The sequence below is a fragment of the Streptomyces sp. NPDC002499 genome, assembly GCF_053595415.1.
The window spans coordinates 233,628-253,300 of sequence record NZ_JBSFXO010000006.1 but is presented as its reverse complement, the minus strand read 5'-3'; the positions used below and the strand labels follow the sequence as shown (position 1 = coordinate 253,300).

Sequence of the window (19,673 nt, the reverse complement as noted above, 5' to 3'; positions counted from 1 at the left end):
GCCGGACGGTTCCTCCCTCGGGGCGGGCGTCAAGACCGTGTCAATGTCCCCCCGCCCCGCGCCAAGGAACCGCTAACGCGAGCCCCGGCCAGGGGTCCGAGGGGCTTCCGTAGAAGGAGTGATCCTCCTCCCGCGGGAACCGGGCCCGCGGACAGCGAACCCCCGGGGGTCGAGCCAGTGAGCGGAGCGCGTCGGCGGCGATGACTGATGTACGGGCCGGACGGCTGAAGGTCTACCTCGGGGCGGCCCCGGGCGTCGGCAAGACCTACCGGATGCTCGACGAGGGCCGGCGGCGTGCCGCGCGGGGCGCGGACGTGGTGGTGGGGTTCGCCGAGTGCCACGGCCGGCCGCGCACCGAGGCGATGCTGGCGGGCCTCGAGGTCGTGCCGCGCGCCCGATGCGCGTACCGGGGCGGGGAGTTCGAGGAGATGGACCTCGCCGCCGTGCTCGCGCGGCGGCCCGAGGTGGCGATCGTCGACGAGTTCGCGCACACGAACGTGCCCGGCGGGGGACGCAATCCCAAGCGGTGGCAGGACATCGAGGTGCTGCTCGCCGCCGGGATCGACGTGGTCACCGCGCTCAACATCCAGCACCTGGAGTCCCTCAACGACGTCGTCGAGCGGATCACCGACGTGCCGCAGCACGAGACGGTGCCCGACGACGTGGTACGCCGGGCCCACCAGGTCGAGTTGGTGGACATGCCCCCGGAGGGACTGCGGCGCCGGATGGCGCACGGCAACGTGTACGCGCCGGAGAAGGTCGACGCCGCCCTCGCCAACTACTTCCGCACCGGCAATCTCACCGCCCTGCGCCAACTCGCGCTGCTCTGGGTCGCCGACCGTGTCGACGAGGCACTCCAGGACTACCGGACCCGGCACGGCATCGGGCGGGTGTGGGAGACCCGGGAACGGGTCGTCGTCGCGCTGACCGGCGGCACGGAGGGGGACACGCTCGTACGACGGGCCGCCCGCATCGCCGCCCGGTCGGCCGGCGGCGATCTGCTCGCCGTGCACGTGGCCCGCAGCGACGGCCTCGCGGCCGGCGTCTCGCACGCCTCGCTCGCCCGCCAGCGGCGCCTGGTCGAGGACCTCGGCGGCAGCTACCACTCGGTGGTCGGCGACGGCATCGCCACCGCGCTGGTGGAGTTCGCGCGGGCCGAGAACGCCACCCAGCTGGTGCTGGGCACGAGTCGGCGGGGCCGGCTGGAGCGGTTCCTCACCGGGCCCGGCACCGGGGAGACCGTGACCGAGCTGTCCGGCGACATCGACGTCCACCGCGTCACCCACGAGCGGGCGGGGCGCGGCACGCTGCTGCCGTCCCGGCGCCGCACCCTGTCCCCGCGCCGGATGATCGCGGGGCCGGTGGCGGGGCTCGTGCTGCCGGTGCTGCTGACGGTCGTGCTCGCCCAGGTGCGCGGGGCCGTCAACCTCACCAGCGAGGCCCTGCTGTTCCTGCTCACCGTGGTGGGCGTGGCCTGCATAGGAGGGGTCGCCTCGGCCCTGATCGCCTCGGTCACGGCCTCGCTGCTGCTCAACTACTGGTTCATCCCGCCGGTCGGCTCCTTCACGCTCGACGACCCCAACGCCCTGCTCGCCCTCGGTGTCTTCGCGGTCGTCGCCGGCACGGTCGCCGCCGTCGTCGACCGCTCCCTCAGACTGTCCCGCCGCTCCGCCCGGGCCACCGCCGAGGCCGAGACCATGTCGTCCCTGGCCGGCAGCATCGTGCGCGGCGGCGCCACCATTCCGGCCCTGCTGGAACGTACCCGCGAGACCTTCGGCATGGAGTCCGCCGAACTCGTCGACGAGCCGCCGGACGGGCCGGACGGTTCGGACAGCATCGGCGTCACCGTCGTACCGGCCGGACCCGGCGCCCATCTCGCGCTGCGCGGACGCACCCTCTCCTCCTCCGAGCGGCGCGTCCTGGCCGCGTTCGCCGCGCACGTGGGTTCCGCGGTGGAGCGGGCCCGACTCGCCGAGGCCGCCGCGGAGATCGAGCCGGTGCGGGCCGCCGACCGGATGCGTACGGCGCTGCTGCGCGCCGTCAGCCACGACCTGCGCACCCCGCTCGCCGCGGGCTGGGCGGCGGTGACCTCGCTGCGCAGCCGGGACGTGGAGTTCTCGCCGCAGGACCGGGACGAACTGCTCGCCGCGGCCGACGAGTCGATGGCCAAGCTCAACCGGCTGGTGGAGAACCTCCTCGACCTGAGCCGCCTCGAAGCGGGCGCGCTCACCCTCAACCTGCGGGCCACCGCCCTGGAGGAGGTGCTGCCCATGGCCCTCTCCGACGTGCCCGAGGTGGTGGTCGCGGACGTGGAGGCGATCCCGGCCGTGCTCGCCGATCCGCCGCTCCTGGAGCGCGTGATCGCCAACCTGGCCGGCAACGCGGCCCGGCACACGCCGCCGGGGACGCCGGTGCTGGTCACCGCGAGCGCCCTGGCGGGGCGGGTCGAACTGCGGGTGGTCGACCGCGGCCCCGGCCTCCCGGCGGCCGGCCGGGACCGGCTCTTCGAGCCCTTCCAGCGCCTCGGCGACACCGACAACACCACCGGCCTGGGCCTCGGCCTCGCCCTCGCGCGGGGCCTGACCGAGGCGATGAACGGCACGCTCACCCCGGAGGACACCCCGGGCGGCGGTCTGACCATGGTCGTCTCCCTGCCGTTCGCGGAACGGACGACGGGGAGCACACAGGCGGTACGGCACGCGCAGCCACACCCGCACCCGCATCCGCACCCGGATCCGCGAGGTGCCAGGACGTAGACGGACACAGGAGGTGCCACCATGAGCAGCACCGAGACCCACACCGGCACATGGAGAATGCCCCGAACGGACCGGGGAATCCAACCGTCCCGCAACCAACTCGCCGTCGCCGCAAGCCTGTTGGCCCCCTTCCTCGTGGCTCTCGCCCTCGTCCCCTTCCGCACGCACCTCTCCTCCACGAACGCGGCGCTGATCCTCGTGGTGGTGGTCGTCGCCGTCGCCGCGCTGGGCAGCCGTACGGCGGGCGTGGTCGCGGCGCTGTCGGCGGCGGCCTGGTTCGACTTCTTCGCCACCCGCCCCTACGAGACCTTCGACATCACCGCGTCGGGCGACGTCGAGACGGCCGTACTGCTCCTGATCGTCGGCGTGATCGTGTCCCAACTGGCCGCGTACGCGCGCCGCTTGGAGGTCGTCACGGTGACGGACGCGGCGCACCTGGCGCTCCTCCACCGCATAGCGACCCTGGCCCGGACACCGGGCTCGGCGGACACGGTCGTCGACGAGGTCCGCACGGAACTGACCGGCCTCCTGGGCCTCCAGGCCTGCCGCTTCGAGTACGGCACGCTCCTGGGCCGTCCACCCCGGCTCCGCGAGGACGGCACGGTGACCGGCGCCCACACCTGGCCCGACACCGAGATCGAACTCCGCTCCTACGGCAACGGCCACTACATAGGCCGCTTCATGCTCACCCCGGGCCCGGGTCCCGTACCGCCGTTGCGGGCACGCCTGGTCGCGGTGACCTTGGCGGAGCAGGCGGGGGCGGCGCTTGCTCCTGGCCGGCGACCGTAGGATCGGGGTCCATCGCTGGGTGGGGGGACTGGATGGCTGAGATTTTCCCGGCTTCGGACGACGTGTTCGAGGCGGTCAGGCGGCACATGCGAGACCCCTCGCACACCGTCGGTGTGGGTCCTGGCTGGCAGCAGTTGGTGCTTGAGTGCCATCAGGCGGTGGTCGCCGAGTTCCCGCAGTACGAGCTCCTGGCCGTCAAGCAGAAGTGGGGAACCCTGGCTTTCCAGGCCTTTCCGCGGCCGTGGAAACCTGGCGGCAACTGGTCAGCTGCCGAGCATGCCCGCCTCCATGCCGTCATCGATGTCTTCGCCGACCGCAGTGCGGGCATCTGCGAGCGCTGTGGTGCGGACGGCTCGCTGCGTGAGAACAGACGGGTCCACCGGGTGCTGTGTGACCGGTGCGAGACGCCTACTCCAACCCCGAGTTCCTGAACACCGCTTGAGCCGTCTCCCGGTCGATGCGGCGGGAGAGGCGGTTCAGGGTGACCGCGCCGGTCTTCAGCGTGCCCGCGTTCGTCGATCGTCGCGCGCCCTCCGTCAGGTGGAACCACAACTGGGGGTTGTCGCCCAGGACTTGGGGGTCGATCTCCACCCGTCCGTCCAACGCGTCGCGCAACACCAGCCGTTGGGACACCCCGTCCAGCCAGCCCACCGACACCAGCAGGTCGGTCCGTACCCGTCGCTCGCGCAGCAGGCCGCGTGAGGACAGCCAGTTGTCGCCGGCCGACACCCGGGCGGGGCACAGTACGGCGAACAGGAGCAGGGACAGGCCGAGCCAGAGGGCGCAGCGCCACGGCTCCAGGCGGCCCGCGCCCCAGTCGACCAGCAGGAGCAGCGCGAGCAGGACGCCGGCGCAGCGCACGGCGTCCCGCAGGTCGCCCGCCCAGCGCAGGTCGTGCACGGCCTCGGGTGGCCGCTTCACGTCGTCGTCACCGCGTTCCATAGCGGAGACCGTAAGGAAGCGAAGCGCCGGAACGACAGGCATTGACGCGACTCATATACGACTCTGACGGGATTCTGTCCGACGGGATTCCGTACGACTGCGACGGGCACCCCCACCCGTCAACGCCCCGTCAAAGAAGGCCCGTTCCGCGCGAAGAACCCGCAAGGATCCGTCGGCCCAGGCCAGGAACGGACAGAACCTGAGGGCACCGTGCGCCCCCAGTCCTCGCGCGCGGAACCGGACGCCCGATGAAGGAGCACGTGCCCATGTCCGTCCTGACCCTCGAGCCGGGCGGCGCGACCCCCGCCGACGAAGAGCCGCCCGACACCGGTGAGCGGCACCGGCTGACCGCCGTCACGGGGCTCGCCGCGCTGTCGCTGGACGCGATGGCGTCGGTGGCCTACGGGCCGGAGGCGATCGTGCTGGTGCTGGCCGCGGCCGGCGCGCACGGGCTCGGGTTCACGCTGCCGGTCACGCTGGCCATCGCGGGCCTGCTGGCGGTCCTGGTCGCCTCGTACCGGCAGGTCATCGCGGCCTTTCCGGACGGCGGCGGCTCCTACGCGGTCGCCAGGACCCACCTCGGCGCGCGCACCGGCCTGGTGGCCGCCGCCTCCCTGGTGCTGGACTACGTACTCAATGTGGCTGTGGCTGTCACGGCCGTTGTGGCCGCGTTGACCTCTGCCTTTCCGGCGCTGTACTCGGATCGGCTGTGGCTCTGCCTGGCCGTGCTCGTGTTGATCACCGCGGTGAATCTGCGGGGCATCGTGGAGTCCGCGCGGGCCTTCATCGTGCCTACCGTCGTGTTCGTCGGGGCGATCTTCGTGCTGATCGGGGTGGGGCTCTTTCGGTCCGCTCCCGTCAGTACCGCCGCCGCCGACGGACACGCCTCCGTGCTCGCCGACAACGCCACCACCGTCGGCGCCCTGCTCCTGCTGAAAGCATTCGCCTCCGGGTGCAGCGCCCTCACCGGCGTCGAGGCCATCGCGAATGCCGTGCCCTCCTTCCGCCGCCCCCGCGCCCGGCGCGCCCAGCGGGCCGAGGTCGCGCTCGGTGCCGTACTCGGTCTGATGCTGATCGGCCTGTCGGTGCTGATCTCCCGCTTCCACCTCCAGCCGGTCGCGGGCGTCACCGTCCTCGCGCAACTCGCGGACGCCTCCTTCGGGCACAACTGGGCTTTCTACGTCGTCCAGTTCGCCACGATGATCCTGCTGGCGCTGTCGGCGAACACGTCCTTCGGCGGGCTGCCGGTGCTGCTGAAGCTGCTGGCCCGGGACAACTACCTCCCGCACGTCTTCGCCCTGAAGGCCGACCGCCAGGTGCACCGGCACGGCGTCCTCGCCCTCGCTCTCGTCTCGGCCGCCCTGCTGGTGTTCTCCGGCGGCGACACCAACACCCTCGTCCCGCTCTTCGCCATCGGCGTCTTCGTCGGCTTCACCATCGCCCAGGTCGGCATGGTCCGGCACTGGCGGCTCGAGCGGGGTCAGGGGTGGCGGGGCAAGGCGCTGCTGAACGGGTTCGGGGCGGTGCTGACCGGGGTGGCCACCGTCGTGGTCACGGCGAGCAAGTTCGAGGAGGGGGCCTGGCTGCTCGTGGTGGCGCTGCCCGTGCTCGTCGCCGCCTTCGTCGCCGTGCACCGGGCGTACGACCGGCTCGGGGAGCGGCTCGGTCTCGGCCGGGTGCCCGAGGCTCCGCACCGCGAGCGCTCCCTGGTGATCGTCCCCGTCTCCTCGCTCTCCCGGCTCACCTCCGAGGCACTGACCGCCGCCGCCTCCCTCGGCGACGAGGTCCGCGCGGTGACCGTCTGCTACCCCGACCCCGAGGACCGCGCCCAGCTGCACGCCCTGGAACGGGCCTGGGCCGACTGGGACCCGGGCGTGCCCCTGGTCCGCCTGGCCTGCGAGCACCGCACGCTGGGCCGCCCCATCGCCGCCTACGTCCGTGAGGTCGCCGCCACCGAGCCGGCCACCCGCGTCACCGTGCTGATCCCCGAGACGGAGCCGGAGCGGCTGTGGCAGCGGCTGCTGCAGAACCAGCGGGGCGCGGTCGTCGCCCACGCCGTGCGCCGGGAGACCGACGCGGTCATCTGCCGGCTGCGGTTCCGGCTGCCGTGAGCCGAGGTCATGAGACGCGGTCGTGGGCCGCTGTCGTAAGAGTCCCGTCAAGGGAGCGCCCGCCGCCGTAAGGGAGGCGTCAACGGTGGCCGAAACCGCTCTGACAGGCGTTTTGCTCTAAGCGTCCTCATCTTCCGAACCTCATCCCAGGAGTCAGCGATGGCCGATCTGGCCTTCGTAGTCATCACGCTCGCGGTCTTCGCGCTGGTGGCCCTCGTCGCCAAGGGGGTGACCAAGCTGTGACCGCCGAGAACATCGTCGGCCTCGTCGTGGCCGTCGCCCTGCTGGGCTATCTCGTCCTCGCCCTGATCTTCCCGGAGAGGTTCTGAGACGCCATGGGTCCCGTACTCGCCGGCGTGCTCCAGCTGCTCGCCCTCATAGGCGCCCTGGCGCTCGCCTACATCCCGCTCGGCAACTACATGGCCCGGGTCTACACCTCCGACAAGCACTGGCGCGTCGAGAAGTGGATCTACAAGGGCATCGGCGCCAACCCCGACACCGAGATGCGCTGGCCCGCCTATCTGCGCGGGGTCATCGGGTTCTCCCTGGTCGGTGTGCTGTTCCTGTACCTGCTCCAGCGGATCCAGGGCGTGCTGCCCGGCTCGCTGGGCTTCTCCTCGATCGAGCCGGCGCAGGCGTTCAACACCGCCGCGTCCTTCGTGTCCAACACCAACTGGCAGTCGTACTACGGCGAACAGGCCATGGGCCACGTCGTGCAGACCGCCGGGCTCGCCGTGCAGAACTTCGTCTCCGCGGCCGTCGGTATCGCCGTCGCGGTGGCGCTGGTGCGCGGCTTCGCCCGGGCGCGCACCGGTGAGCTGGGCAACTTCTGGTCCGACCTGGTGCGCGGCACGATCCGCATCCTGGTGCCGATGGCGGCCGTCGCGGCGGTCGTGCTGGTCGCCTGCGGTGCCATCCAGAACTTCTCCGGCATTCACGAGGTCGGTCAGTTCATGGGAGGCCAGCAGCAGTGGAACGGCGGCGCGGTCGCCTCGCAGGAGGCCATCAAGGAGCTGGGCACCAACGGCGGCGGCTACTTCAACGCCAACTCCGCCCACCCCTTCGAGAACCCGACGCCCTTCACCAACCTGTTCGAGATCTTCCTGCTGCTGGTCATCCCGTTCGCGCTCACCCGCACGTTCGGCGTCATGGTCGGCTCCGTGAAGCAGGGCTACGCGATCCTCGCCACCATGGCCACCATCTGGGTCGGCTTCGTCGCCCTGATGATGTGGACCGAGTTCGCCCACCACGAGGGCGCGCTGCAGATCGCCGGCGGTGCGCTGGAGGGCAAGGAGACCCGCTTCGGGGTCGGCGCCTCGTCGATCTTCGCGGTGTCCACGACGCTCACCTCGACGGGTGCGGTGGACTCCTTCCACTCGTCGTTCACCGGCTTCGGCGGCGGCATCACCATCCTGGGCATGCAGCTGGGCGAGATCGCGCCCGGCGGTACCGGCTCCGGCCTCTACGGCATCCTCATCATGGCGATCATCGCGGTGTTCATCGCCGGACTGATGGTCGGCCGCACGCCTGAATACCTGGGCAAGAAGATCGGCTCCCGCGAGATCAAGCTGGCGGCCGTCTACATCCTGATCACCCCGGCCCTGGTGCTGGTCTTCACCGCGATCTCGATGGCCCTGCCCACCCCGCCGGACTCGATGCTCAACTCGGGCGCGCACGGCTTCTCGGAAGTCCTGTACGCCTTCACCTCGGCGGCCAACAACAACGGCTCGGCCTTCGCCGGTCTCAACGCGAACACCGACTGGTACAACACCATGCTCGGGCTCGCGATGCTGCTCGGCCGGTTCCTGCCGATGGTGTTCGTCCTCGCGCTGGCCGGTTCGCTCGGCGAGCAGAAGCCGGTGCCGGTCACCGCGGGCACCCTGCGCACCGAGAAGCCCCTGTTCACCGGCCTGCTGGTGGGCGCGATCCTGATCATCGTCGGTCTGACGTACTTCCCGGCCCTGGCGCTGGGACCGCTGGCCGAGGGGCTGGCGTCATGAGCACCCGTATAGAGAAGTCAGAGGACTCGATGTCCACAGCCACTCCGACCCGGGCGCCGCACAGCGACGTACCCACCGGGCACAAGTCCGCCGAGAGCCGCGTCGGCGCGGGTCTGTTCGACCCGAAGCAGCTGCTGCGGTCGCTGCCGGACGCGGTCCGCAAGCTCGACCCGCGGGTGATGATCAAGTCGCCCGTCATGTTCGTGGTGTGGATCGGGTCCCTGCTGACCACGGTCTTCTCCTTCAAAGACCCGGGCGACTGGTTCGGCTGGACGATCAGCGCCTGGCTGTGGCTGACCGTGATCTTCGCCAACCTGGCGGAGGCGGTCGCCGAGGGCCGCGGCAAGGCGCAGGCCGACACCCTGCGCAAGGCCAAGACCGACACCGTCGCGCGGCGGCTGGTCGGCGAGCGCGAGGAGCAGGTGGCCGGCACCGAGCTGAGGATCGGTGACCTGGTCGTGTGCGAGGCCGGTGACGTCATCCCCGGCGACGGTGACGTCGTCGAAGGGGTCGCGTCGGTCGACGAGTCGGCCATCACCGGCGAGTCGGCGCCCGTCATCCGGGAGTCCGGCGGCGACCGTTCGGCCGTCACCGGCGGTACGAAGGTCCTCTCCGACCGGATCGTCATCAAGATCACGACGAAGCCCGGCGAGACCTTCATCGACCGCATGATCGCCCTGGTCGAGGGCGCGGCCCGGCAGAAGACGCCGAACGAGATCGCGCTGAACATCCTGCTGGCCTCGCTGACGATCGTCTTCCTGCTCGCGGTGGCGACCCTGCCGCCGTTCGCGGACTACGCGGGCACCCATCTGACGATGATCGTGCTGGTCGCCCTGCTGGTCTGCCTCATCCCGACCACCATCGGCGCCCTGCTCTCCGCGATCGGCATCGCCGGCATGGATCGGCTGGTGCAGCGCAACGTCCTTGCCATGTCGGGCCGTGCGGTCGAGGCCGCCGGTGACGTCTCCACGCTGCTGCTCGACAAGACGGGCACCATCACGCTGGGCAACCGGCAGGCCTCGGAGTTCGTGCCGGTGAGCGGTACGACGGAGGCCGAACTCGCGGACGCGGCGCAGCTGTCGTCGCTGGCCGACGAGACGCCCGAGGGCCGCTCCGTCGTCGTACTGGCGAAGGAGAAGTACGGACTGCGGGAGCGCCACCAGGGCGAGTTGGCGCACGCCGAGTGGGTCGCGTTCACCGCGCAGACCCGGATGTCGGGCGTCGACGTGGACGGGCGCAAGATCCGCAAGGGCGCGGCCGGTTCGGTCGTCACCTGGGTGCGGGAGCGGGGCGGCGATGTCACCGCCGAGGCGCAGGAGTTGACGGAGCGGATCGCCGGGGCGGGCGGCACGCCGCTGCTCGTGGCGGTCGAAGACACCGACGGCGCCCGGGTGCTGGGCGTCATCCACCTCAAGGACGTCGTCAAGGACGGCATGCGCGAGCGGTTCGACGAACTGCGCCGCATGGGCATCAAGACCGTCATGATCACGGGTGACAACCCGCTGACCGCCAAGGCGATCGCCGAGGAGGCGGGCGTCGACGACTTCCTCGCGGAGGCCACTCCCGAGGACAAGATGGCCCTCATCAAGCGGGAGCAGGCGGGCGGCAAGCTGGTCGCGATGACCGGCGACGGCACGAACGACGCGCCGGCGCTGGCTCAGGCGGACGTCGGCGTGGCGATGAACACGGGCACGTCGGCCGCGAAGGAGGCCGGCAACATGGTCGACCTCGACTCGAACCCGACCAAGCTCATCGAGATCGTCGAGATCGGCAAGCAACTCCTCATCACCCGAGGCGCGTTGACGACGTTCTCCATCGCCAACGACGTCGCGAAGTACTTCGCGATCATCCCGGCGCTGTTCGCGGCGGTCTACCCGGGCCTGGACAAGCTCAACATCATGGACCTGTCCTCGCCGGACTCCGCGATCCTGTCGGCCGTCGTCTTCAACGCGCTGGTCATCATCGCGCTGGTGCCGCTGTCCCTGCGGGGCGTGCAGTACCGGCCGGTCAGCGCGGACCGGATGCTGCGGCGCAACCTCGCGATCTACGGCATCGGCGGACTGATCGTCCCGTTCATCGGCATCAAGATCATCGACCTGCTCATCTCACTCATCCCCGGAATCGGTTGACCGCCATGAACAACTCCGTATCCAACACGGCCCGGTTGCTCGGGGCGGGCCTGCGTGCCCTCCTCGTGCTGACCCTGGTGACCGGCGTCATCTATCCGCTGGTCGTCACCGGCATCGCCCAGGGGCTGTTCAACAACAAGGCGAACGGCTCCGAGATCAAGTCGGCGGGCAAGGTGGTCGGTTCGTCGCTGATCGGCCAACAGGGCTACAGCCTGGACTACTTCCAGCCGCGCCCGGCCAACGGGCTCGGCGAGAACTCGGTCAACACGCAGTACAAGCTGATCCTGTCCGGCGCCACCAACCTCTCCGCCGACAGCAAGGTGCTGATCAAGCAGGTGGAGGACGCCCGGGCCAAGGTCGTCAAGGACAACTCCGTGCCCGGCTACACGGTCAAGCCCTCCCAGGTCCCCGCCGACGCCGTCACCTCCTCCGGCTCCGGCCTCGACCCGGACATCTCCCCGGCCTACGCCGAGCTCCAGGTGCACCGGATCGCCGAGAAGAACCACCTCTCGGTCGCGCAGGTGGAGAAGCTCGTGAAGAACCACACCGAAGGCCGCACCCTCGGCTTCATGGGCGAGCCCCGGGTCAACGTCCTCGAACTCAACATCGCCCTCAAGGACCTCGTGACCAAGGGAAGTTGATGACCCGGGTGCTGGTCGTGGAAGACGACCCCCAGCTCGTACGAGCGCTCGTGATCAACATGCGGGCCCGCCGGTACGGAGTGGACGCGGCGCCCGACGGCGCCACGGCCCTCCGGCTGGCGGCCACCGGCCGGCCGGACGTGGTGGTCCTCGACCTCGGCCTGCCCGACATGGACGGGGTCGAGGTCATCAGGGGCCTACGGAGCTGGAGCCGCGTACCGATCCTGGTGCTGTCGGCCCGGCAGGCCTCCGAGGAGAAGGTCGCCGCGCTCGACGCGGGCGCCGACGACTACGTCACCAAGCCGTTCAGCATGGACGAACTCCTCGCCCGGCTGCGGGCGGCGGTCCGCCGCACCGAGGAGCCCCCGGCCGACACCGGACCGACCTTCGTGCGGACGGCCGACTTCACCGTCGACCTGCTCGCCAAGCGGGCGGTCCGGGACGGCCGGGACATCCGTCTCACCCCCACCGAATGGCACCTCCTGGAGATCCTGATCACCAACCCGGGCCGCCTGATCACCCAGAAACACCTCCTCCAGGAGGTCTGGGGCGCGACCCGCAGCAACAAGACGAACTACCTGCGCGTCTACATGGCCCAGCTCCGCCGCAAGCTGGAGACGGATCCGTCGCATCCGCGGTATCTGATCACCGAGCCGGGGATGGGGTACCGGTTCGAGGGCTGAGCGGCGGACGGCGGCACAGGCCGCGCGCCTCCGTGCCGCGCGCCTCCGTGCCTATGCGTCCACCCGGCGCCCGGCGAGCCAGGCGACCATCTCCGGGTCGTGGTGGTCGAAGAACAGCGAGGCACCGGTGTCGAGGCCGGCGATCCGGGCCATCTGGTCGTCGGTGAGCTCGAAGCCGAAGACGTCGAGGTTCTCCGCCATGCGCTCGGGCCGGACCGACTTGGGGATCGCCACGACACCGCGCTGGGTCAGCCAGCGCAGCACCACCTGAGCCACCGACCTGCCGTGCGCCGCACCGATCTCGCTGAGCAGCGGCTGCCGGAACAGGTCGTTCCTGCCCTCGGCGAAGCCGCCCCAGGACTGGATCCGCACCCCGTGCTCGCGCATGAGGTCCTGGTAGTCGGCGCGCTGGAAGAACGGGTGGGTCTCGATCTGGTTGACCGCGGGGGTGACCTCGTTGTTGAGGATCAGGTCGATCAGCCGGTCGGGGTAGAAGTTGGCGACACCGATCGCCCGGGCGAGCCCGGCGCGGTGCAGAGCCTCCATGGCACGCCACTGGCCGTACACGTCACCGTAGGGCTGGTGCATCAGGTACAGGTCGAGGTGGTCCAGGCCGAGCCTGGTCAGCGAGGTCTCGAAGGCGCGCTTGGTGTGCTCCTCGGCGGGGGCGTCCTGGACCCACAGCTTGGTGGTGACGAACAGGTCGTCGCGCGGGACGCCGCTGTTCCTGATCGCCCGGCCGACGGCTTCCTCGTTGCCGTACGAGGCGGCCGTGTCGAGCAGGCGGTAGCCGGCCGCGAGCGCGTCGGAGACGGCCCGCTCGGTGTCCTCGGGCGGGATCTGGTAGACGCCGAAGCCGAGGACCGGCATCTCGACGCCGTTGTTCAGGGTGACGTACTGCATGGGGGGCCTTTCAGGTGCACCGCTCCGGAGGGGAGCGTTCCGGTGTCCGGCACCTTCACCCTCGCGCGCTGTCCGCCCGCCTGCCAGGGCGGGCTCTTCGGGGGTAACGACAGGGCCCCTCTCCGGCCCGCCCCGCAGGTCGGTGCGGTGTGACACTGAGGGCATGGCAGCATCCGAGGGCACGTCCGCCGGGCGGGGCGCGAGCAGTGAGGGCGCCGAGCTGGGCCGGTTCCTGCGGGCCAGGCGTACCGGGACGCGGCCGGAGCAGGTGGGTCTCACGGTCGGTGCCGGGCTGCGCCGCACCCCGGGGCTGCGCCGGGAGGAGCTGGCGACCCTGGCCGGGATCAGCATCGACTACTACGTACGACTGGAGCGCGGCAAGGAGACCCGGCCCAGCCCCTCCGTCCTGGACGCGCTCGCCCGCGCCCTGCATCTGGACGAGCAGGAGCACGGGCATCTGCGCGAGCTGGCCGCCCGCTCCGCGCGGTACGCGTCCGAGCCGCCGCCCGCGCCCGGCCGCACGGTGTCCCCGGACCTGAAGGTGCTGCTGGAGTCGATGCGCCCGAACCCGGCCTATGTCATCAGCCGCAGCATGGACCTGCTGGCCTGGAACCCGGGCGGCCTCGCGCTGTACCCGGGCCTCGCGGACTGGCCGGTCAAGCAGCGCAACCTCGCCCGCTACCTGTTCCTCCACCCGGCCGCCCGGAGTCTGTTCCCGGACTGGGACCGGCAGATCACCGCGTGCGTCGCCCGGCTGCGCGCCACCGCCGGCACGGCACCCGACGCCCCCGACCTGACCCAGCTGGTCGGTGAACTCCTCCTCAAGAGCCCCGAGTTCGCCGGACTCTGGGAGCGCTACGAGGTGACGGGCCGCAAGCCCGCGCGGAAGACCTTCCAGCACCCCCTGGTCGGAACGATCACGCTCACCGCCCGGTCCCTGCACCTGGAAGGCAGCCCCGGCCGCCGCATCGGCGTCTACACGGCCGAACCCGGCACCCCCGACCACGACGCGCTGCTCCTGCTCGACATGACCGCGCCCCAGCTCAGCGCCCCGAGGCGAACGCCCTGAAGCCACCGCACCGCCCGCTGAAACCGCCGGCCCCGCGCACTGAAACCGCACTGAAGCCGTTCTGAACCGCCCCGGCCGCAAGCTCTGCGGCATGACGACAACCACTCACACCGGCGAGCAGCCGGCCATCGCGGCCACCGGGCTGCGGAAGTCCTACGGCGACAAGACCGTCCTCGACGGCATCGACCTCACCGTGCCGGCCGGCACGATCTTCTCGCTCCTCGGGCCGAACGGCGCCGGCAAGACGACCGTGGTCAACATCCTGTCGACGCTGATCTCCGCGGACGGCGGACAGGCGCGGATCGACGGGTACGACATCACCGGCGAGGCCCAGGCCGTGCGGGGCGCGATCGGGGTCACCGGGCAGTTCTCCGCGGTGGACGGGCTGATCACCGGCGAGGAGAACATGCTCCTGATGGCCGACCTGCACCACCTGCCCAAGAGCGAGGGCCGGCGGGTCACCGCCGAACTCCTGGAGCGTTTCGACCTGGTGGAGGCGGCGAAGAAGCCCGCGTCGACCTACTCCGGCGGGATGAAGCGGCGCCTGGACATCGCGATGACCCTGGTCGGCAGCCCGCGGATCATCTTCCTCGACGAGCCGACCACCGGTCTGGACCCGCGCTCGCGGCACACCATGTGGCAGATCATCCGCGAGCTGGTCTCCGGCGGCACGACCGTCTTCCTCACCACCCAGTACCTGGAGGAGGCCGACCAACTGGCCGACCGCATCGCGGTGCTGAACGACGGCAAGCTGGTCGCCGAAGGCACCGCCGCCGAACTCAAGCGGCTGGTCCCCGGCGGTCATGTGCGGCTGCGGTTCGCCGACCCGGTGGCGTACGAGCGGGCCGCGACCGCCCTGCGCGAGACCAACCGCGACGACGAGGCGCTCACCCTTCAGATCCCCAGCGACGGCAGCCAGCGTGAACTGCGGGCCGTCCTGGACTGGTTGGACGCGGCCGGCATCGAGGCCGACGAACTCTCCGTGCACACCCCCGACCTGGACGACGTGTTCTTCGCCCTCACGGCAAGTCCCGTACCCGCCCGGTCCGCATCCGCGCAGTCCGCCGGCAACGACACCGCCAAGGAGACCGTCCGATGAGCACCGCTTCCTACGCCGTCCGCGACAACCTCACCATGCTGCGGCGCAACCTCCTGCACGCCCGCCGCTACCCCTCCCTCACCCTCAACCTCCTGCTCACCCCGGTCATCCTGCTGCTGCTGTTCGTCTACGTCTTCGGCAACGTGATGAGCGCCGGTCTCACCGGCGGCCCCGCGGACCGCTCCGAGTACATCGCCTACCTCGTCCCCGGCATCCTGTGCCTGACCGTGAGCATGACCTCGCTGGGCACCGCGGTCGCCGTGTGCACCGACATGACCGAGGGCATCATGGCCCGCTTCCGCACCATGGCGATCTCCCGCGCCTCCGTGCTGATCGGCCACGTCATCGGCAGCGTGATCCAGACCATGATGGCGCTGGTCCTCGTCCTCGGCATCGGACTGGCCATCGGCTTCCGGCCCGACGCCTCACCGGTGGAGTGGATCGCCGCGGCCGGCCTGATGGCCCTGGTCAGCCTCGCCCTCACCTGGCTCGCCGTCGGCATCGGCCTGATCAGCCCCAACCCCGAGGGCGCCAGCAACATCGGTACCCCCCTGGTCATGCTGCCCTTCCTGTCCAGCGCGTTCGTGCCGGTGGACGCCATGCCGGGCTGGTTCCGCTGGTTCGCCGAGTACCAGCCCTTCTCACCCGCCATCGAGACCCTGCGCGGACTGCTCCTCGGCACCGAGATCGGCACCAAGAACGCACTGCTGGCCGTCGGTTGGTGCCTGGCCATGACGGTCCTCGGCTACCTGTGGTCCAAGGCGAAGTTCAACCGCGAGCCCCGGCACTGAGCTCGTGCAGTGCGGCGGCCCGCAGCTCCTCCCGGTTCAGGGTGGCGTACGTCGACCTCGCGTCGTCGTAGGCCGCCCTGTCGGCGTTCTCGGCCGCCCGCCGGGACCGGGCCGAGGACAGGGTGGGGAACTCCCGTACCGCCGGCATCCGTTCCGCCAGCGCCACCAGCCGTACGGCCGTCGGGTCGCCCTCGGCCAGCCCGGCGAAGCCGAGCGCGGTCAACATCGTGCCGTGGACCTGGAGTTCAAGGGGGGAGCTGGTCTCCGAAGGATCAGAGGAACCGGAGGAGCCGGACGAGCCGGAAGAAGCGGTCAGCATCGCGAGCAGCCGCTCCCGCAACTGTCCCGCCAGCGCGGCCACCGGCTCCGGTCGCCCCTGCTGCGCATGCGCGGCCACCGCGGCCGACTGCACCTCCAGGGCCCACGGGTCCACGAACGGATCGCCGTCGCGCAGGGCGAGCACCACGCTGTCCTCGCGGATCCGCTCCACCGCCCGGCGCCACAGCCCGAGCCCGACCTCGGTCAGCCCGCGGGCCAGCGCGATCTCCGCGCGGGCGGCCAGATCGGGGGCGTAGATCCGGACGGACTCCGGCTGCTGGTCCAGGGCCGCGAGCCCGAGCCAGTACTCCGCCTCGTCGATCTCCCCGCGTTGCAGACAGGCCAGGACCAGGCCCCAGCGGACGCCGATCGAGTCCGGCCAGCCGTCGAACTCCTCCAACGTGCGCAGCGCGGCCCGCAGATGGTCGTACGCCTCCGCGCCCCGCTCGGCCTGCATGCACAGTTCGCTGATGCGTCCATGGCTGAGCAGCCGCATGGCGGGATTGGCCAACTCGCCCAAGGTGTCGGGCATACGGCGGGCGCACTCCAGCGCGCGCTCGGTCTCGTGCTCGGCCTCCCAGACGTAACTGAGGACGCCCCAGGCCATGCCCGACAGCAGGGGCGCGTCGGACGCGCACAGTTCCTGGAGGCTCGCGTACTCGGGCGGACGCATGTCCGGGGTGGCCCTGAGCACCACGGCCATCGCGCGTACGACCGTGTCCGGCGGGGCGGGCGGCAGCCGGCGCACGGTGGCGAGCTGCCGTACGGCGTGCGGGCCCAGGCCCATGAAGAGGGCGCCCGCGCACATGGTGGCGGCGGTGCGGGCGGTCTCCACGTCCTCGGGGCTGTCGGGCCCGGGGCGGAAGTGGGACAGCGGGCCGCCGGTCTCGGCGCACAGCGTGATGACCCGGCCGAAGCTGGAGTCGGTGACCCACAGGGAGGCCAGTACGGCGGTGAGGGCGGCGGTGGTGGGTCCGTCGGCGCGGGCCAGCGCGTGGCGCAGGGCCAGCACGAGGTTGTCGCGCTCGGCGCGGATGCGGTGCCAGGCGGGCAACGGGTCGGCGCGGAACAGGACATCGTGGTGAGCCCGCCCGAAGTCCCGTGCCCAGAGCAGGAACCGGTCGGTGACCACGTCGTCCTCGCCGGCCTCGGCGCGCCGGGCGGCGCTGAACTCCCGTAGCGTCTCCAGAAGATGGAAGCGGACGCCGGCGGGGCTGTCGCCCACCTTGAGCAGGGACTGGCCGGCCAACTGCTCCAGCAGGAACAGCGCGTCGCCGCTCTCGCCGAGCACGTACTCGGCGGCCTCCTCGGAGAAGCCGCCGGGGAACACCGACAGCGCGCGCAGCGCGGCCCGGCCGTCGGGCTCCAGCAGGTTCCAGCTCCAGTCGACCACGGCCCGCAGGGTGCGGTGCCGCTCGGGCGCGTCCCGGGCGCCGCCGCGCAGCAGCGCGAAGCGGTCCTGCAACCGGCGCGCGATGTCGGCCACGGACAGCACCCGTACGCGGGCCGCGGCGAGTTCGACGGCGAGCGGCAGGCCGTCCAGATGCCGGCAGATCTCGGCGACCCGCTCGGGGTCCAGCTCCACCCCGGGCCGCGCGGCCCGCGCCCGCTGCTCGAACAGCTCGACCGAGGTGGCAGGCGACAGCTCCGGCAGCGCGTACACGGACTCCGAACTCAGCCCGAGCGGCGCCCTGCTGGTGGCCAGGATCCGCAACTCCTTGGATCGCGACACGAGTTCCCGTACGAGGTCGGCGGCGCCGTCGACGACGTGCTCGCAGTTGTCCAGCACGAGCAGGGCGGGGCCGGTGCCCAGTGCGGCGACGATGCCGCTCACCATGTCCCCGCCCCCGGCGAACCGCCCGCCCTCACCGGCGCCGACGGCCGAGGCGACCTCGTCGGTCACGTCGTCGTCGGAGGTGACGCCGGCCAACGGGACGAAGTGCACCACGGGTTGGGCGGCGGCCCGGCTCACCGCGTGCGAGAGCCGGGTCTTGCCCAGCCCACCCGGTCCGACGACGGTGACCACCCGGGCGTCCCGCAGCAGCGCGCCGACGGCGGCGATGTCGGCGTCCCGGCCGAGCAGCGGGTTCGGCTCGTGCGGGACGTCGTGCCGGACGGGCGGCGCGTCCGCCTTGAGCAACTCCTGGTACACGGACCGCAGTCCGGGCCCGGGGTCGGTGCCCAGCTCCTCGCGCAGCCCGCGCCGATAGGCGTCGTACCGCCCGAGCGCCGCGGCCCGTCCGACGGTCACCGCCTCGCAGCGCAGCAACTCGGCGAGGACCTCCTCGTCCCGGGGCACCTCCAGCGCCAACTCGCCGAGCGGGCCCGCCGCTTCCTCCCGCCGCTCCAGCCGCGCCAGGGCGAGCGCCCGGGACCGCACCAGCGCACGGAAGGTCCGCACCCGGGCGACGCGCAGCGCGATCACCGGATCGTGCAGATCCTCACCGGCCCCGGCGCCCACGCTCCCGTCCCACAGCGCCAGCCCCGCCTCGGCCTGCGCCAACGCCCCCGCGTGGTCCCCGCCCCGCGCCCGCTCGGCGCTGCCCGCCTCGAACAGCAGCAGCGCGGAACTGTCGACCCGCGCGGCCTCCAGCCCGAGCCGGTACCCGGTGGGCGTACTCAGAACGACATCGGCCCCCAACTGCCCCCGCACCCGGGACACCAGCACCTGCACGGCCTTCCCCGGCCGCTCCGGCACCCCGTCGTCCCCCCACAGCCCCTCCGCCAGCCGCCCCGTGCTGCACCCGCCCCGCAGGTCCTCCGCCAGCAACGCCAACAGCCCGCGCAGCCGGGGCGCGGTGATCTCCCGCCCTCGGAAGGCGACACGGGACAGCAGGGCCAGGTCGGTGGTCATGCGTGCAGGTTATCCACCGGCGGCCGGGCGCCGCCCGCCCCGGGCGCACCCCCTGCCGGACCGAGCCGCGCGCGGGAGGCCGTCGGCTCAGCGCGTCATCTCGAAGGTGGCCGCGGCCGGGACGTACAGCGTGTTTCCGTCCTTGGCCGTGAGCAGCGCGGAGACGTTCCAGGTGCCCTGCGCGGCCTCGGCCGCCTCCTTCGCGGTGACCTTGAAGGTGTAGGTGCAGCGGGACGTCTCGTCCGAGGTGCGCACGCAGGTGGCGGCGTCCACGAACCGCAGGTCCCCCTCGGTCGGGGCCAGCTCCGAACTCGCGGGCCAGGCCACGACGTTGAGCCCGCGGATGCCGGAGTCGTCGCTGACGTCGGCGGTGTAGGTGAACGTGCCGGCGCGGGTACCGGTCGTAGGGACGTAGCGGGCGGAGCCGTTGGTCAGGGTCGGATCGGTGGCCGAGGAGGCCATGGCGATACCGCCGGCGGTGATGCCGCCGACGGCGGCGACGGCGAGGAGCGAGGAGACGAGAGCGCGCTTGGACATGGGAGATCCCCCTGTGTGGTGGTGTGGGTGAGATGGAAGCGCTGGTCCGGC

At 71.6% G+C, this 19,673-nt stretch carries 16 protein-coding genes; 12 read left to right on the top strand and 4 right to left on the bottom strand.

The features are described 5' to 3' along the window. Nucleotides 1–200: 200 nt before the first annotated feature. The 3 genes from ACWD5F_RS18325 to ACWD5F_RS18315 are packed head-to-tail and all read left to right on the top strand — an operon-like array spanning nucleotide 201 to nucleotide 3,976. Nucleotides 201–2,756 (top strand): ATP-binding protein, encoded by a 2,556-nt coding sequence (locus tag ACWD5F_RS18325; protein ID WP_451255467.1) that lies wholly within the window; start codon nucleotides 201–203, stop codon nucleotides 2,754–2,756. 21 nt (nucleotides 2,757–2,777) lie between these two features. Beyond that, complete coding sequence (locus ACWD5F_RS18320; protein WP_451255465.1) at nucleotides 2,778–3,545, top strand: DUF4118 domain-containing protein; 768 nt, start codon at nucleotides 2,778–2,780, stop codon at nucleotides 3,543–3,545. 32 nt (nucleotides 3,546–3,577) lie between these two features. After that, nucleotides 3,578–3,976, top strand: a complete 399-nt coding sequence (locus tag ACWD5F_RS18315; protein WP_451255463.1) for a hypothetical protein — start codon at nucleotides 3,578–3,580, stop codon at nucleotides 3,974–3,976. On the opposite strand, the gene ACWD5F_RS18310 is transcribed toward ACWD5F_RS18315, so the two are convergent. Further along, nucleotides 3,954–4,487, bottom strand: coding sequence for a hypothetical protein (locus tag ACWD5F_RS18310; protein ID WP_451255461.1), 534 nt, complete (start codon nucleotides 4,485–4,487; stop codon nucleotides 3,954–3,956). The genes ACWD5F_RS18315 and ACWD5F_RS18310 overlap by 23 nt on opposite strands. 266 nt (nucleotides 4,488–4,753) lie before the next feature. Between ACWD5F_RS18310 and ACWD5F_RS18305 the strand changes: the two genes are divergently transcribed. From ACWD5F_RS18305 to ACWD5F_RS18280, 6 genes are all read left to right on the top strand, one after another. Continuing rightward, entirely contained in the window at nucleotides 4,754–6,598 is a 1,845-nt protein-coding gene (locus ACWD5F_RS18305; protein WP_451255459.1) for an APC family permease, read from the top strand. 239 nt (nucleotides 6,599–6,837) lie between these two features. Then, nucleotides 6,838–6,927: a K(+)-transporting ATPase subunit F gene (gene kdpF, locus ACWD5F_RS18300; protein WP_016434100.1), complete on the top strand. Its 90-nt coding sequence runs from the start codon at nucleotides 6,838–6,840 to the stop codon at nucleotides 6,925–6,927. 6 nt (nucleotides 6,928–6,933) lie between these two features. Further along, a complete protein-coding gene (kdpA, locus tag ACWD5F_RS18295) occupies nucleotides 6,934–8,598 on the top strand; it encodes a potassium-transporting ATPase subunit KdpA (protein ID WP_451255457.1) in 1,665 nt (554 codons plus the stop codon). Between the two features lie 29 nt (nucleotides 8,599–8,627). Then, a complete protein-coding gene (kdpB, locus tag ACWD5F_RS18290; protein WP_451255979.1) occupies nucleotides 8,628–10,727 on the top strand; it encodes a potassium-transporting ATPase subunit KdpB in 2,100 nt (699 codons plus the stop codon). A gap of 5 nt (nucleotides 10,728–10,732) precedes the next feature. Beyond that, the gene (locus ACWD5F_RS18285; RefSeq protein ID WP_451255455.1) at nucleotides 10,733–11,368 is read left to right on the top strand and encodes a potassium-transporting ATPase subunit C; all 636 of its coding nucleotides are present in this window, start codon (nucleotides 10,733–10,735) and stop codon (nucleotides 11,366–11,368) included. After that, the gene (locus ACWD5F_RS18280) at nucleotides 11,368–12,051 is read left to right on the top strand and encodes a response regulator (RefSeq protein ID WP_451255453.1); all 684 of its coding nucleotides are present in this window, start codon (nucleotides 11,368–11,370) and stop codon (nucleotides 12,049–12,051) included. The genes ACWD5F_RS18285 and ACWD5F_RS18280 overlap by 1 nt, the downstream gene beginning before the upstream one ends. Nucleotides 12,052–12,102: 51 nt before the next feature. On the opposite strand, the gene ACWD5F_RS18275 is transcribed toward ACWD5F_RS18280, so the two are convergent. Continuing rightward, nucleotides 12,103–12,954 carry an aldo/keto reductase gene (locus tag ACWD5F_RS18275; RefSeq protein WP_451255452.1) on the bottom strand — a complete coding sequence of 284 codons (852 nt, stop codon included), beginning with the start codon at nucleotides 12,952–12,954 and terminating at the stop codon, nucleotides 12,103–12,105. Nucleotides 12,955–13,117: 163 nt separating this feature from the next. Here ACWD5F_RS18275 and ACWD5F_RS18270 point away from each other — a divergent pair, with 163 nt between their 5' ends. The 3 genes from ACWD5F_RS18270 to ACWD5F_RS18260 all read left to right on the top strand — a co-directional run bounded on the left by ACWD5F_RS18270 (nucleotide 13,118) and on the right by ACWD5F_RS18260 (nucleotide 15,913). Beyond that, entirely contained in the window at nucleotides 13,118–14,023 is a 906-nt protein-coding gene (locus ACWD5F_RS18270; RefSeq protein ID WP_451255450.1) for a helix-turn-helix transcriptional regulator, read from the top strand. A 91-nt stretch (nucleotides 14,024–14,114) separates the two neighbouring features. Next, nucleotides 14,115–15,122, top strand: a complete 1,008-nt coding sequence (locus ACWD5F_RS18265) for an ATP-binding cassette domain-containing protein (RefSeq protein WP_451255448.1) — start codon at nucleotides 14,115–14,117, stop codon at nucleotides 15,120–15,122. After that, on the top strand, nucleotides 15,119–15,913 hold the full coding sequence (locus tag ACWD5F_RS18260) for an ABC transporter permease (RefSeq protein ID WP_451255446.1): 795 nt from the start codon (nucleotides 15,119–15,121) through the stop codon (nucleotides 15,911–15,913). The genes ACWD5F_RS18265 and ACWD5F_RS18260 overlap by 4 nt, the downstream gene beginning before the upstream one ends. Here ACWD5F_RS18260 and ACWD5F_RS18255 read toward each other — a convergent pair. Next, nucleotides 15,891–19,085: an ATP-binding protein gene (locus tag ACWD5F_RS18255; RefSeq protein ID WP_451255444.1), complete on the bottom strand. Its 3,195-nt coding sequence runs from the start codon at nucleotides 19,083–19,085 to the stop codon at nucleotides 15,891–15,893. The genes ACWD5F_RS18260 and ACWD5F_RS18255 overlap by 23 nt on opposite strands. 87 nt (nucleotides 19,086–19,172) lie before the next feature. After that, complete coding sequence (locus tag ACWD5F_RS18250) at nucleotides 19,173–19,622, bottom strand: DUF5707 domain-containing protein (RefSeq protein WP_451255442.1); 450 nt, start codon at nucleotides 19,620–19,622, stop codon at nucleotides 19,173–19,175. Nucleotides 19,623–19,673 lie beyond the last annotated feature (51 nt).